Below are 13,290 nucleotides of genomic sequence, written 5' to 3' on the forward strand. Positions count from 1 at the left end.
GGGCGGGCCTGCCGCGCGGTCCGCGCGATCTCCGCGTCATCGTCGTCTCCCTTACCTGCGGACGTGCCTGGGGGCCGACACCCGATGTGTCGAGTTCTCTCATGGGCGGATGGCTGTCCGGGGCGTCAGCCCGCCGTCATCTCGGTCCACGCGGCGAACGCCTTCGCGGTGTTCGCGTTCCACCATTTCGGGTCGATGAGGGCCATCTCGCCGATCTTGTCCATGTTGTTCTTGGACAGCCATTTCGCTCGGCCGGCCGGGAGGTTCGGCTCCGCGCTCGGCGTGGTCGGACCGTAGGGCAGCTGCTCGGTGAACGCCGCCTGCGCCGCCGGCGTCGCGACGTGGTCGAGGAGGGCCTGCTGCGCCTTGGGCGACTTCGACCCCTTGATCGCGTAGAGCATGTCCCATCCGGACAGCGCGTTCTGCCAGACGACGCCCAGCTTGGCGCCGCGCTCCTCGCTCAGCGCGGCACGGCCGAGGTAGCACCAGCACATCGCGAAGTCTCCGGACTCCAGAGCCTGCGACTGCCCCGCGATGGTGGGCACGGGCGAGAAGTCGCCGCCGAGACCTTGCACGGCACGCGCGGCGCGGGCCAGGTCGAGCGGATACAGCTTCTTCGGCTCGACGCCGCCGGAGAGGAGCATGCCCTCGATCCCACCGGCCGCGTAGTTCAGCGTGATGCGCTTGCCGGGGTACCTCGCCGTATCGAGGAAGTCGGTGATCTTCGTCGGCGGGTTCGCCCCGAACCTGTCGGCGTTGTAGACGAGGGCCATGGTCTGGAGCATGATCGGCACGCCGCAGTCGTCCGAGAGGAGAGCGGGATCGACGGCGCTGACGTCCACCTCCGGCGAGCGCTTCTCGTACAGGGTGCCGCAGCCGAGCCGGCCCGAGCCGACGTCGAGATCGATCATGTCCCAGGTCGGGTTGCCGGCCTCCACCATCGCCTTGACCTTCGCCGGGTCGGACGGCGAGTCCGTCGCGAACCGCACCCCGGTCTTCTTGGAGAAGGGGTCGAGCCATGCCTTCTTGGCCGCGGCCAGACCGTCACCGCCGAAGTTGACGAACACCAGCCTGGCGCCCGAGAGGTCGTCCCCCGAACCGCCTGACGCGCCAGGACCCGAACCGCACGCCGCCGTCAGGACGACGGTGGCCGAACAGATGGCGCCGAGCGCGAGTTTCCCGTTCAGCTTCACGGATTCCGCCTTCGATGGGTCCGAATGGAATGCACGAGGAGAGAATGAGCGCGTATCCGGCCACGTTGGCAGGATGGACGCTTCGAGATAGCCCAGATGGGGGAGGGCGCGGGCGCCGCCGGCCTCACCGGCACGGCCGCCCGGGCCTGGGGCCGCGCGGTCCCCCAGGCGGGGGAAGTTGCCCGGGCTTCATGCCGGATGCGGGCCGGCGTCAGGAGGATCGGGCCATGCCCAAGGACCACAGTGACCAAAGCCTGGTCGCCGCTCTCAGGCTCGCGGCCGCCGACACACCGGATCACGAGTTCCTGCGGATCGCCGGTGAGTCGTTCAGCTATCGAGACGCCCTCACGGAGGTCGAGCACACCGCACGGGGCCTGCGCGGGCTCGGCGTCGACCCCGGGGACCGCGTCGGCATCATGTGCGACAACCGGGCCGAGGTCGTCTGGGCCTGGCTGGGCGCCAACGCGGCGCACGCCATCGACGTCCCGGTCAATACGCAGGCGCGCGGCCGGCTTCTCGCCTACTTCGTCGAGGACGCGCGGCCGCGGGTCCTCATCGGCACGGAGGACTACCTCCAGGTGCTCGCCGACACGATCACCTACGACCCGGAGGTGGTCGTGTGCGTGGGGGAGCACTCGTCCCGGCCGTTCGGGGACCGCGCCAGGCAGCTGGGCTTCGACGAGCTGCGGGAGGCGGGGGCCTCGCCGCCGGTGGTCCTGGAGGACCCGCACCCGGGCGAGATCGCGACGATCATGTACACGTCCGGGACGACGGGGCCCTCCAAGGGGGTCATGTTGCCCCAGCGCTACTATCCGGCGCAGGCGGAGCACATCACACGCGTCATGGAACTGGGCGCGGACGAGATCATCTACTGCGTCCAGCCGCTGTTCCACATCGATGCCCGCGGTTTCCTCGCCACCGCCCTGGACACGAGGTCCACCGCCGTCATCGGGCGGCGGTTCAGCGCCACCCGCTTCTGGGACGAGATCCGGGAGAACGGGGTCACCGTGTTCGGCACCATCGGGACCATGCTGTGGCTGCTCCACAAGCAGCCGCCGCGCCCCGACGACAAGGACAATCCCGCGACGCTCGCCGTATGCTCCTCGACCCCGAAGGAGATCCTCCGCGAGTTCGAGGAGCGGTTCGGGATCCGGATCATCGAGGCGTACGGCATGACCGAATGTCTCCTGATCGCCTCCGCGCCGGCGCGCGATACCGTCCCCGGACGGATCGGCAGGCCGCTGACGGAGGTCCCGGTCCGGCTGGTCGACGACGGCGATGCGCCCGTGCCCGCGGGGGAGGTCGGCGAGCTGGTGTACCGGCCCGAGGAGCCCTTCGCGATGATGCAGGGCTACTGGACCAAGCCCGAGGCGACGGTGGAGGCGTGGCGGAACCTGTGGTTCCACACCGGCGACCTCGCGCGCGAGCATCCCGACGGCACGCTGGAGTACGTCGGGCGGAAGAAGGACTCGATCCGCCGCCGGGGCGAGAACGTGTCCGCGTGGGAGGTCGAGGAGGCCGTCGCCGCGCACCCCCGCGTCCGCGAGGTCGCCGCCATCGGCGTCCCGTCGGAGGTGGGCGAGGAGGACGTCGCGGTGCTCGTCGTGACGATTCCCGGCGACCCGCTCGATCCGGCGGAGCTGGTCGAGTTCGTCTCCCGGGACCTGCCGCGCTACGCCGTGCCCCGGTACGTCGAGTTCGTGGACGGCCTGCCGAAGACCGCGTCGGAACGCATCGAGAAGGCCAAGGTCCGCGAGCGGGGCATCACCGCGGCGGCCTGGGACGCGAACGTGGCCCTCGGTCTGCGCTGACGACGGCCCGGCGGAACTGGGCCCAGCGGAATCGGGCCCGGTGGAGCTAGGCCCGGTCGGCCTGCCGCTGGGTGACCCAGGTCGCGATCTGGGCGCGCGTCTTGAAGCCCTGCTTGGACAGGACCTTCTCCACGTGCCCCTCGGCGGTCCGGAGGGAGATCACCAGCTTCGCCGCGATCTCCTTGTTCGACATCCCCTCGGCCACCAGCGCGGCGACCTCCTGCTCCCGCGGCGTCAGCCGGACCGCCGGACCACCCGGTTCGGCGGGCGGCTCGGGCCGGGGCTCGCGCAGCCCGAAGGCGAGGGTCTCCTCGATGCTCAGCGCGCTGCCCCGGGCGAGCGCGGCGTCGAACCGGTCGTCGCCCAGGCCGGCCCGGGCCGCCGCCTCATAGCGCTCGCGCTTGCGGCGCAGTTGCCGGGCGCCGAGCGTCCGCCAGATCCGGTCCGTCCCGCCGAGCAGGACGGCCGCCCGCTCGGCCTCGCCCTTGACCGCCGCCGTCCACGCCAGCACTTCGAGGGTGAGGGCCAAGCCCAGGTTGTCGCGGAAGACCCGCTTGATCTGAAGCGCCTCGAAGAGCCGTCGCTCGGCGTTCTCGGGATCGTCATGGACCAGCGACAACAGGCCGCGCAGCCACAGGGCGTAGGACAGGTTCCAGCGCTCACCGGCCGAGGCGCACTGGTCGTACAGCTCGTCGGCGACCTCCGCCGCACGGTCGAACTCGTGGAGCATGATGTGCGTCGCGGCGAGCTCGACGAGCAGGCTCTGGGCGTACTGGGCCTCCAGCCCGGTGCGGGCGTACTGGGCCAGCGCCTCGCCGAACAGCGGGATGGCGGTCGCGAGACGCGCGGAGCCGCCCAGCGATTGCCGGAACCCGAGGACGTGGTTGGCGAACGCGAGGGCGGGGAGGTCGTCGAGTTCCACCGCCAGGTCGCGCGCCTGTTCGGACAAGGCCGAAAGCGTCGCGTGGTCGCCCTGGAAGGCCGCGATGTAGGCGGTCGTGGCCAGCGCCCAGGCGCGCTCATGGGAAGGCTCCCGGTCGAGGGCGAGGCCGCGGTCCAGCCACAGGCGGGCCTCGGTCAGGTGGTCCATGGCTCCCCAGAACCACGGCACCGCCGCCATCCGCAGCCCGACACGCGCCTCGCCCGGGATCGACATGCAATACTCGAGCGCGTGCCGCAGGTTCGCGTGCTCGCGCTGCAGCCTGGCCGCCCAGTCCTCCTGGTGCGGCCCGACCCATTCGCGGCCGGCGGTCTCGATCAGCCGCGCGTACCAGTCGCGGTGCCGCCGCGCGATCAGGGCATCGTCACCGGTCTCGGCCAGCCGGGCGTGCCCGTACTCGCGGAGCGTGTCCAGCATCCGGAACCGCGCGTGCCCGCCGTGCTCCTCGCGGATCAGGATCGACTTGTCGACCAGGCGTGCGAGGGTGTCGAGGACCGCCGGCCCCGGCAGGAGGTCGTCGGTGCACACCGCCTCGAGCGCGTCGCCGGTGAACCCGCCGGCGAACACCGACGAGCGGGCCCACAGCAGCTGCTCGATCGGGGTGCAGAGGTCGTAGCTCCAGTCGATCAGGGACTGCAGCGTCCGGTGCCGCTCCGGTAGGTTGCGGTTGCCCTCCTGCAGCAGCTGGAAGCGGTCGTCCAGGCGGCCGGCCAGCTCGTCGACGGTGAGGACCCGGAGGCGCACCGCGGCGAGCTCGATGGCCAGCGGGATCCCCTCCAGCCGGTGGCACAGGCGCACCACCGCCGCCTCGTTCTCCGGGGTCGTCGCGAAACCGGGGACGACCGCGGCCGCCCGGTCGGCGAACAGCGCGACGGAGGGGTAACGGCTCGCCGTCCCGGGTTTGAGGGAGTCCCCGGGGTCCGGTGCCAGCAGCGGCGGGACCGGATAGATGTGCTCGCCGGCGATCCGCATCGCGTGCCTGCTGGTCGCCAGGATCCGGACATCGGGCGCGGCGCGCAGGACCGGGTCCACGAGGTCGGCGGTGGCCTCGACCAGGTGCTCGCAGTTGTCGAGGATCAGCAGCAGGGTCCGCCGCTCCAGGTGTTCGCACAGCGCCGTGACCGGGTCGAGCGCCGGCTGCTCGTGGACGTCGAGGGCGTCGATCAGCGTTTGCGGCAGGAGGTGGGGGTCCTTCAGAGACGCTAGTTCGACCAGGAACACGCCGTCGGGAAAGGCGCGGCGCATCTCTCCGGCGGCCTGGAGAGCCAGCCTGGTCTTGCCGACCCCGCCCATGCCGGTCAGGGTCACCAGCCTGGTAACCGAGAACAGCCGCCGGACCGCGACCAGGTCGTGCCGCCGGCCCACGAAGCTCGTGAGATCCGCCGGCAGCGTGCGCGCCGCCTTCGCCGACCGTGAAGCCAAGAGCGATCCCTTCGTGGTGCTTCCTCGGGGATGCGGCACGATCCTACAGTCGGTGCGGCACGCTGTCCTCGCCGGACGACCGCGTTACGGCCGGTCAGGGGCACGCCGACGGGCACTCCCTCACCTTGGGGACGCTCCGCACCACCTTGGGGACGCTCCGCACGGAACTCGGCGGCAGCAGGACATCCCCCACTCGGGGGGTGTTGTTTCCGCCGCGGCTACCCACGGCACGGCCCGAGCCTACGTTCCGACCAGGTCTCCTAAGGCTGCTCGGGGCCTGGCGAGAACGTCCGATGAAGGTGGCATTCCGTGACGATGAAACGAAAGGCCGCGCTTTCCATTACGTGTCTGGCGGCCCTGCTGTTCGGGTCGGCCTGCAGCTCCAGCGAGCAACTCGTCTTCGTGAACTACGGTGGCGAGTCGATGACCGCGGCGAAGCAGGGGTGGATCGAGCCGTTCTCGAAGGAGACCGGCGTCAAGTTCGCCACGGATTCCCCCTCCGATCCCGCCAAGGTCAAGGCCATGGTCGAGGCCGGCGCCACGACCTGGGACATCGTCGATCTCGATGTCGGGACCGGGGCGAAGGGGTGCGGCACACTCTTCGAGAAGAGGTCGTCGGAGATCGACATGAGCGCGATCGATCCCAAGTACGTGACCGACGACTGTGGCGTGCCCGTCATGGTCCAGTCGATGGCGCTGGTCTACAACCCCGAAAAGTTCGGTGACGACCCGCCGACGAAGATCACGGACTTCCTGGACACCCAGAAGTACCCGGGCAAGCGCATCACGCTGAACTATCCGCTCCAGGGCCTTGAGGGGCTGCTTCTCGCCGACGGAGTGAACCCCGAGTCGCTGTACCCGCTCGATCTGGACCGGGCCGCCGCCGTGGTCAAGAGGCTCGGCAAGAACCTCTCCCTGCTGCCGACCGTCGCGGGGCAGGCGGAGGGACTCGAGTCGGGCGACTACGCGATGTGCTGGTGCATGATGGGCCGCGCCGCCATCAGCGAGGAGCGCGGCGCGAAGCTGGGCATCGTGTGGCACCACGCCTTCTCCGGATGGGACGCCCTCTACGCGGTCAAGGGATCCAAGTTCCCCGAAGCGCAGCAGAAATTCCTGAACTTCGTGGCCACTCCCAAGGCACAGAGCGACTTCACCGAAGTGATCCCCTTCGGGCCCACGACGCCCGCCTCGAAACCGAAGCTGACCGGCCGCCGGTCGAACTTCCTGGCCCAGTACAACGAGCAGGCGATCGGGACCCCGGCCTTGATGGATCCCAAGTGGTGGAAGGAGAACTCCGACAAGGCGTTCGCAGCCTGGACCGCCATGACGTCGGGCTGACGATTCCGGTCCATCTGGGAGCCACCTGTGTCCGACGACTCCGCGGTCGGCCTCGGCGCCATGGGACGCGCGCAGGTGCCGAGCACCTCGGCCGGACGGCCGGACGGCCGGACGGCCGGACGGCCGGACGGCCGGACGCAGCCTTCTTCGAGGCCATGGTGCGAGTAGGCGTCCCCCTCAGCCCACGATCTCGCAGATGATCTGGTTCCTCGCGACCACGTCGCCCATCCGAACGGTCAGGCCGGACACCGTGCCGTCCTTGTGAGCGTGCAGCGCCTGCTCCATCTTCATGGCCTCGATCACGAGAAGAATCTGGTCCTGCTCGACGGCGTCGCCCTGCTCGACGGCGATCTTGACGACGGTGCCCTGCATCGGGGACGTGACCGCGTCGCCCGTGGGGGTGAGTTCGGATGCGCGGCGCTCGCGCGTGCCCCTGGGGCGAGGACCCCGCGTGACGGCGAGTCCCGGGTGCGTGTGCGGCCCCGGCCCGTCCGGTGCCGAGGGCGCGGTGCACGTCTCCGCACCGGCGGCGTCCTCGAACGGCGGGATCCGGTTGTCGAACTCCGTCTCGATCCAGGTCGTGTGGATCGCGAACCGCCCGGTCCCCGGCGGCGCCGACGGCCCGGCGAAGTCCGGATCGTCGACGACGGCCCGATGGAACGGGAGGACGGTCGGCATTCCCTCCACCGTGAACTCGGACAGCGCACGCCGTGCCCGTTCGAGCGCCTGGGTCCGGTCGCGCCCGGTGACGACGAGCTTGGCGATCAGGGAGTCGAACAGGCCGGGGACGGTCTCCCCCTCCTCGTATCCCGCGTCGATCCGCACGCCCGGGCCCGAAGGCGGACGCCACCGGGTGATCCTGCCGGGCGCCGGCAGGAAGTTCCGGGCGGCGTCCTCGGCGTTGATCCGGAACTCGATCGAGTGGCCGTGACTTTCGGGATCGTCGTAGCCGAGACGCTCGCCGGCGGCGACGCGGAACATCTCGCGCACCAGATCGACGCCCGTGACCTCCTCGGACACGCAGTGCTCGACCTGCAATCGCGTGTTGACCTCCAGGAAGGAGATGGTGCCGTCGGCGGCGACCAGAAACTCGCAGGTGCCCGCGCCGACGTAGCCCGCTTCGCGGAGGATGGCCTTGGACGCGCCGTACAGCCTGCGGGTCTGCTCGTCGGTCAAGAACGGTGCGGGAGCCTCCTCGACCAGCTTCTGGTGGCGGCGCTGGAGCGAGCAGTCACGGGTCGAGACGACGACGACGTTGCCGTGCGCGTCCGCCAGGCACTGGGTCTCCACGTGGCGCGGACGGTCGAGGAACTTCTCCACGAAGCAGTCGCCACGACCGAAGGCCGTGACGGCCTCGCGGACCGCCGATTCGTAGGACTCGACGATCTGAGCCTCGTTCCGCACGACCTTGAGACCACGGCCGCCGCCCCCGTAGGCCGCCTTGATCGCGACGGGCAGGCCGAACTCCCGCGCGAACGCCACGACCTCGTCCGCCGAGTGGACCGGGTCCTTCGTCCCGGGCGCCAGCGGTGCGCCCACCTTCTCCGCGATGTGCCGTGCCTTGATCTTGTCGCCCAGGCTGTCGATCGTGGCGGGCGGCGGCCCGATCCACACCAGGCCGGCGGCCATGACCGCGCGCGCGAACTCGGCGTTCTCGGCCAGGAACCCGTATCCGGGGTGGACCGAGTCCGCTCCCGAGGCCACGGCGATCTCGAGGAGCCTGGGGATCGACAGGTAGGTTTCGGCGGGTGCCGTGCCCGCGAGCGGGTACGCCTCGTCCGCGAGGCGCACGAAGAGGGCGTCCGCGTCGGGTTCGGCGTACACGGCCACGCTCCCGATGCCGGCGTCCCGAGCGGCACGGATCACCCGGACGGCGATCTCCCCCCGGTTGGCGACGAGTGTCTTGGTGATGGCGGTCGTCATGGTTCGGTTCATATCTCCGTGTGGGGGCAGTGCCTGCACGCTCCAGGCTCCGGACGTCCTCGGCGGCGCTCAGACGCGGTACTTCTTGCCGGTCTTGGCGGGGACAGGGGCGCGGGCCGCGAGCGCGAGGAGCCGGGCGAGGGTGTCCCGCGTCTCCCTGGGGTCGATCACGTGCTCGACCGCGAACTTCTCCGCCGCGCGCCACATCGACGTGTTCTCGCGGTAGCGGGAGAGGATGCGCCGGCGTTCGGCCTCGGGATCCTCGGCGGCCTCGATCCGCGTGCGGAACTCGGCCTCGATGCCGCTCGTGACGGGCATGTCGCCCCACTCGCCCGACGGCCACGCGATCCGGATGCTGTTCGGATTCGCGTTGCCGGTGGCGTACGCGGCCATCCCGTACGAGCGGCGGACCTGGACCGTGTACACGGGGACGCTCACATGGTGGATGGCCTGGACGGCCCGGGTCCCGTACCCGAGCACGCCGGAGCGTTCCGCGTCCGGTCCGATCATGAACCCTGGGACATCGACGAAGTAGGCGATGGGGACGTTGAACTCGTCGCACAGCTCGGTGAACTTCACCTGCTTGCCGGACGAGTCGGTGTCCATGGCACCGCCGAGGAAACGCGGGTCGGACGCCAGCACGCCGGCCACGAACCCGTCGATGCGCGCGAATCCCGTGATCAGGGAGCGTCCGAAGCCGGCGCCGAGCTCGAAGAACGAGTCACCGTCGACGACCGCGGCGAGCAGCCTGCGCGGATCGTACGGGCGGCGGGAGTCCGGCGGAACCGTCGTCAGCAGGGTGTCGGCGGGCAGGTCCGGGTCGGCGGGCACGGCTCGCGGCGGGCGCTCGGTCACGTTGGACGGCAGGTACCACAGGAAGCTCCGGATCGCGTCGAACGCCGCCTCCTCGTCGTCCACGACCTGCGAGATGAGCCCCGAGCCTTCCGCGTGGACCTCCGCGCCCCCCAGCCCGAACTTGTCCACGGCCACGCCGGTCGCCCGCTTGACCAGCGCCGGGCCGCCCGCGAACATGCATCCGTTCGGGCGCGTCATCACCGAGAAGTGACTCGCGACGGCGCGGGCCGCCGACCCTCCGCCGGCGGGACCGAGGACCGCCGACACCACGGGCACCTGCTCCAGCAGGTCGAACATGGGGAAGGTGGGTTCCCCGGACGGCAGGTGCAGGTACCCCTTGGTGTCCTGCATCTGGATCGTTCCACCGCCGCTCTGGATCAGCAGCACCAGCGGGATCTTGTAGCCGAGCGCGAACTCCTCGATGAACCCGCCCCAGCCGCCTTTGAACCTGTGCAGGTTCACGCCGATGCAGCCGAGCTGGATGGTGTAGTCCTCGACACCGAGGGCGACGGGCTGCCCGTTGATCTCGGCGAGCCCGCACACGTAGGTGCTGGGTGACACGCCGTCGCCGTCGGGGGTCGTGGCGAGCCTCCCGAACTCCATGAACGTCCCCGGGTCCACCAGGCTCTCGACCCGTTCGCGAGCCGAGAGGCGTCCACGGTCGTGCTCGCGCCGGATGCGCTCGGGGCCCCCGCCGGCCAGGGCGAACCGCCGCCTTCGGCCGAGCTCCTCCAGCAGCGGCGCCCATTCCCCTTCGGGGACCGTGAGACCGTCCTCCATCGCTAACCGACCCTTCCGGCGCGTTCCGCCGCGGTGCGGATCTGTTTTCTGAGCCGGTCCTTCAGGACCTTTCCGGCCGCGTTGCGCGGGAGCCCGTCGACGAACACGATGTGCTTGGGCTTCTTGTACGAGGCGAGGTTCGCGACGAGGTGTTCGAGGACGTCGTCCGCGGTCACCGCAGACCGTTCCTTGGCGACGACGACGGCGCAGACCGCCTCGCCGCGCTCTTCGTCGGGCACGCCGATGACCGTCCACTCGAACAGCTCGCCGTGCTGGGCCAGGACGTTCTCGATCTCCGCGGGGTAGATGTTCTGACCGGACGAGATGATCATGTCCTTCTTGCGGCCCTCGATGTAGAGGTGACCGTGCTCGTCGAAGCGGCCGAGATCGCCCGTGGCGAGCCAGCCGTCACGCAACACCTGTGCCGTGAGCTCCGGTGCCCCGAGGAAGCCGGAGCACACCGCGCCTCCCGCCGTCCACACCTCGCCGACGTCCCCGACCGGCAGGTCGTTGCCCTCGTCGTCGACCACGCGAACCGCCTGGAGCCCGAACGGCCTGCCGACCGACTCGGGAAAACGCTCGATCTCGTCGTCGGCGCACTCGGTGATGATGCCGGACTCCGTCATGCCGTACAGGACGTGGAGCGACGCGTGCGGCCAGCGGCTCCGGAAACGCCGCATGAGCGAGGCGGGGCAGTTCTCGCCGCCTGTGAACACCACCTTGAGCGTCGAGAGTCCGATCGCCCGCCGCTGGTCCGCCTCGAGAAGCGGCTCCATCATCGACGGGAAGATGACGACGTGCGTGGCCTTCCAGCGGTCGGCCAGCCGCGCGAACCTCTCGGGCGACCAGCCACGGCTCGGCATGATCGCGACCGTCGCGCCGACGAGGAACGACGGGATCGTCTGCTCGTTCATGGCGGCGCCGTACAGCGGGGCGTTGATGAAGTTGACCATCGATCCGTCCCAGGAGGGGTAGAGCGTCGCCTGCTGCATCGCGAACCAGATGATCGAGTGGTGGCCGAGCATGACCCCCTTGGGCATTCCCGTCGTCCCGGACGTGTAGAGGACGATGTGCGGGTCCGCCGGCTCGTACGGGGGCGGCAGCGGGCCATCGTCGAGCAGCGCGTCGTACTCCGGGCCGGCGTCGTCGTCGGCCAGGGTGAGGACCTCCAGGCCGTCGAGGTCCGCCACCGCCGTCCGAGCCGTCTCGGCGAGGTCGTCCTGAGTGAGCAGCAACCGGGCGCCGGAGTCGTGCAGGACGTGCGCGAGCTCACGGGCCGTCAGCCGGAAGTTGGCGGGCACGAGCGTCAGACCGGCGTAGGCGCACGCGAAGTACAGCTCGAATGTCTCTCCCCGGCTCAGGAGGTAGGTGGCCACGCGATCACCGTGGTGGAGACCGCGCCGGCGCAGACCCGCGGCGAGTCTGAGGGCGCGGTCGCGCAGCTCGCCGTACGTCCGCTGCCGATCCGACCAGAGGAGGGCGACCTTGCCGGGGCGGATGTGACCGGGCAGCTGATCGATTCCCAGTATCCAGGCGACGGACGGCTGGATGCCGCCGGCGTGTGATGACCGACTCATGGCTGGCCTCGCTCTCGTCATGCGCGTGTGGCGGTGACTCCCGTCGTCACCGCTGGTCGCCGGAAGCCCGCTCCGGGCTTCGGGCGGTCGTCGGTGCCCGCGGTCGGCCCGACCAGTACAACGTGGGAGGTCAGGCGGGTCGTGTCAATGGGCCGCGGACCCGCCATGCCCGACTGGGGGAACGATCGCGGGGCCGAGTGGCTCGGGCGCGGCACCCGCGGGTCCTGCCTCTCCGGGACGGTGCGCGGCGGTGCCCGCGTTGATCCACTCGCCCTCCTCAGGGCCTGTGCGGGGCGTTGATCTCGAGCACGACCTTGCCGAGCGCACGACGCTCCTCCAGCAGCGTCGCCGCCTCGGCCGCCTTCTTCAGCGGAAGCGCGCGGTGGACCAACGGCTTGATGACGCCCTTCTCGACGAGGAGGTCGACGCCTTCGGTGATCCGCTGGTTGACCGCGGGCCGGGTCAGCGCGTAGGTCCACTCGACGCCTATCACGTCGAGGTTGCGAAGGAGCACGCGGTTCAACCGGACCTCGGGGATCTCGCCCGAGGCGAACCCGACCACGATGAGGCGGCCGCCCTCCCGCAGCGACCGCATGCTGTCGAGGACGCGGTCGCCTCCGACGGTGTCGAGCACGGCGTGGACGCCCCCGCGCCCCTGCGCCGCCCCCTTCCAGTCGTCGTCGGCGAGCACGACCTGGCTCGCGCCGGCCTGCCGCGCCACGCCGGCCTTCTCGGGAGTCGACACGACCGCGATCGTCTCGATGCCGAGACCGGCGGCGATCTGCAGCGCGGCGGTGCCGACCCCGCCGGCGGCGCCATGGACGAGCATCGACTCGCCGCGCCGCAACCGGCCGCGCAGCACCATCGCGAAGTAAGCGGTGTGGTAGTTCAGCAGGAGCGACGCGCCCTCCGTGAAGTTCAGGCGATCGGACAGCCGCACGGTCGACGACGCCGGCGCCGAGGCGACCTCGGCCCAGGCGCCGATGTCGGTGCACGCCGCCACCCGATCCCCGACCTTGAAGGGAGAGCCGTGGGGAGCGCTGCGGACGTACCCCGCCACCTCGCTTCCCGGGACGAAGGGAAGGTCGGGCTGGAACTGGTAGCGACCGTACGTTTGAAGGACCTCGGGAAAGGAGACGCCGGCGGCCTGGACGTCGATCAGGATCGCGTCACCATCGGGAGCGCGCGGATGCGCCCGAGCAGGGATCGGCGTCTCGGCAAGGACCAGCGACGCTGCCGGTCCTGCGTGACCGACGACCTGAACTGCTCGCATCGTAGAACCCATGAGGTGAGGATCGCGCGCCGACCTGCATCGGTCCAAGCGTCTCGGCTGCCGTCCGGCCCATCCGGGGGATGGCGGCACCCGACAGGGCCACTAGCGTCCAGGTCACGTCGAGCACCAGGCCAACCGTGTGCGGCGCCGGCATCCAGGACTTGGCGTCCTGGCCGGC

General features: G+C 70.5%; 9 protein-coding genes. 3 read left to right on the forward strand and 6 right to left on the reverse strand.

Features of this window, described 5'->3' with window-relative positions:
• Positions 1 to 125 precede the first annotated feature (125 nt).
• Positions 126 to 1,193: an extracellular solute-binding protein gene (locus E1264_RS10370; protein WP_165964107.1), complete on the reverse strand. Its 1,068-nt coding sequence runs from the start codon at positions 1,191 to 1,193 to the stop codon at positions 126 to 128.
• A 227-nt stretch (positions 1,194 to 1,420) separates the two neighbouring features.
• On the opposite strand from E1264_RS10370, the gene E1264_RS10375 reads away from it, so the two are divergent.
• Entirely contained in the window at positions 1,421 to 3,004 is a 1,584-nt protein-coding gene (locus E1264_RS10375) for an AMP-binding protein (protein ID WP_165964108.1), read from the forward strand.
• A gap of 46 nt (positions 3,005 to 3,050) precedes the next feature.
• Here E1264_RS10375 and E1264_RS10380 read toward each other — a convergent pair whose 3' ends face one another.
• Positions 3,051 to 5,366 (reverse strand): LuxR C-terminal-related transcriptional regulator, encoded by a 2,316-nt coding sequence (locus E1264_RS10380; RefSeq protein WP_132172062.1) that lies wholly within the window; start codon positions 5,364 to 5,366, stop codon positions 3,051 to 3,053.
• A 315-nt stretch (positions 5,367 to 5,681) separates the two neighbouring features.
• On the opposite strand from E1264_RS10380, the gene E1264_RS10385 reads away from it, so the two are divergent.
• Positions 5,682 to 6,704, forward strand: coding sequence for an extracellular solute-binding protein (locus E1264_RS10385; RefSeq protein WP_243710853.1), 1,023 nt, complete (start codon positions 5,682 to 5,684; stop codon positions 6,702 to 6,704).
• A 27-nt stretch (positions 6,705 to 6,731) separates the two neighbouring features.
• Positions 6,732 to 6,872, forward strand: coding sequence for a hypothetical protein (locus tag E1264_RS43255; RefSeq protein ID WP_165964109.1), 141 nt, complete (start codon positions 6,732 to 6,734; stop codon positions 6,870 to 6,872).
• Between the two features lie 9 nt (positions 6,873 to 6,881).
• Here E1264_RS43255 and E1264_RS10390 read toward each other — a convergent pair whose 3' ends face one another.
• The 4 genes from E1264_RS10390 to E1264_RS10405 all read right to left on the reverse strand — a co-directional run bounded on the left by E1264_RS10390 (position 6,882) and on the right by E1264_RS10405 (position 13,112).
• Positions 6,882 to 8,615, reverse strand: coding sequence for a biotin carboxylase N-terminal domain-containing protein (locus tag E1264_RS10390; protein WP_132172110.1), 1,734 nt, complete (start codon positions 8,613 to 8,615; stop codon positions 6,882 to 6,884).
• An 81-nt stretch (positions 8,616 to 8,696) separates the two neighbouring features.
• Entirely contained in the window at positions 8,697 to 10,262 is a 1,566-nt protein-coding gene (locus E1264_RS10395; protein ID WP_132172066.1) for a carboxyl transferase domain-containing protein, read from the reverse strand.
• A 2-nt stretch (positions 10,263 to 10,264) separates the two neighbouring features.
• Positions 10,265 to 11,839: an AMP-binding protein gene (locus tag E1264_RS10400; protein WP_165964110.1), complete on the reverse strand. Its 1,575-nt coding sequence runs from the start codon at positions 11,837 to 11,839 to the stop codon at positions 10,265 to 10,267.
• A gap of 277 nt (positions 11,840 to 12,116) precedes the next feature.
• Positions 12,117 to 13,112: an NADPH:quinone oxidoreductase family protein gene (locus E1264_RS10405; RefSeq protein ID WP_132172070.1), complete on the reverse strand. Its 996-nt coding sequence runs from the start codon at positions 13,110 to 13,112 to the stop codon at positions 12,117 to 12,119.
• Positions 13,113 to 13,290 lie beyond the last annotated feature (178 nt).

It is taken from the genome of Actinomadura sp. KC216 (assembly GCF_004348535.1).
Lineage (GTDB): Bacteria > Actinomycetota > Actinomycetes > Streptosporangiales > Streptosporangiaceae > Spirillospora.

Bases quoted from the DNA above. Each gene is read 5' to 3' on its own strand.
- E1264_RS10405 (WP_132172070.1), bottom strand. From the start codon at position 13,112: ATGCGAGCAGTTCAGGTCGTCGGTCACGCAGGACCGGCAGCGTCGCTG.
- E1264_RS10400 (WP_165964110.1), bottom strand. From the start codon at position 11,839: ATGAGTCGGTCATCACACGCCGGCGGCATCCAGCCGTCCGTCGCCTGG.
- E1264_RS10385 (WP_243710853.1), top strand. From the start codon at position 5,682: ATGAAACGAAAGGCCGCGCTTTCCATTACGTGTCTGGCGGCCCTGCTG.
- E1264_RS10395 (WP_132172066.1), bottom strand. From the start codon at position 10,262: ATGGAGGACGGTCTCACGGTCCCCGAAGGGGAATGGGCGCCGCTGCTG.
- E1264_RS10375 (WP_165964108.1), top strand. From the start codon at position 1,421: ATGCCCAAGGACCACAGTGACCAAAGCCTGGTCGCCGCTCTCAGGCTC.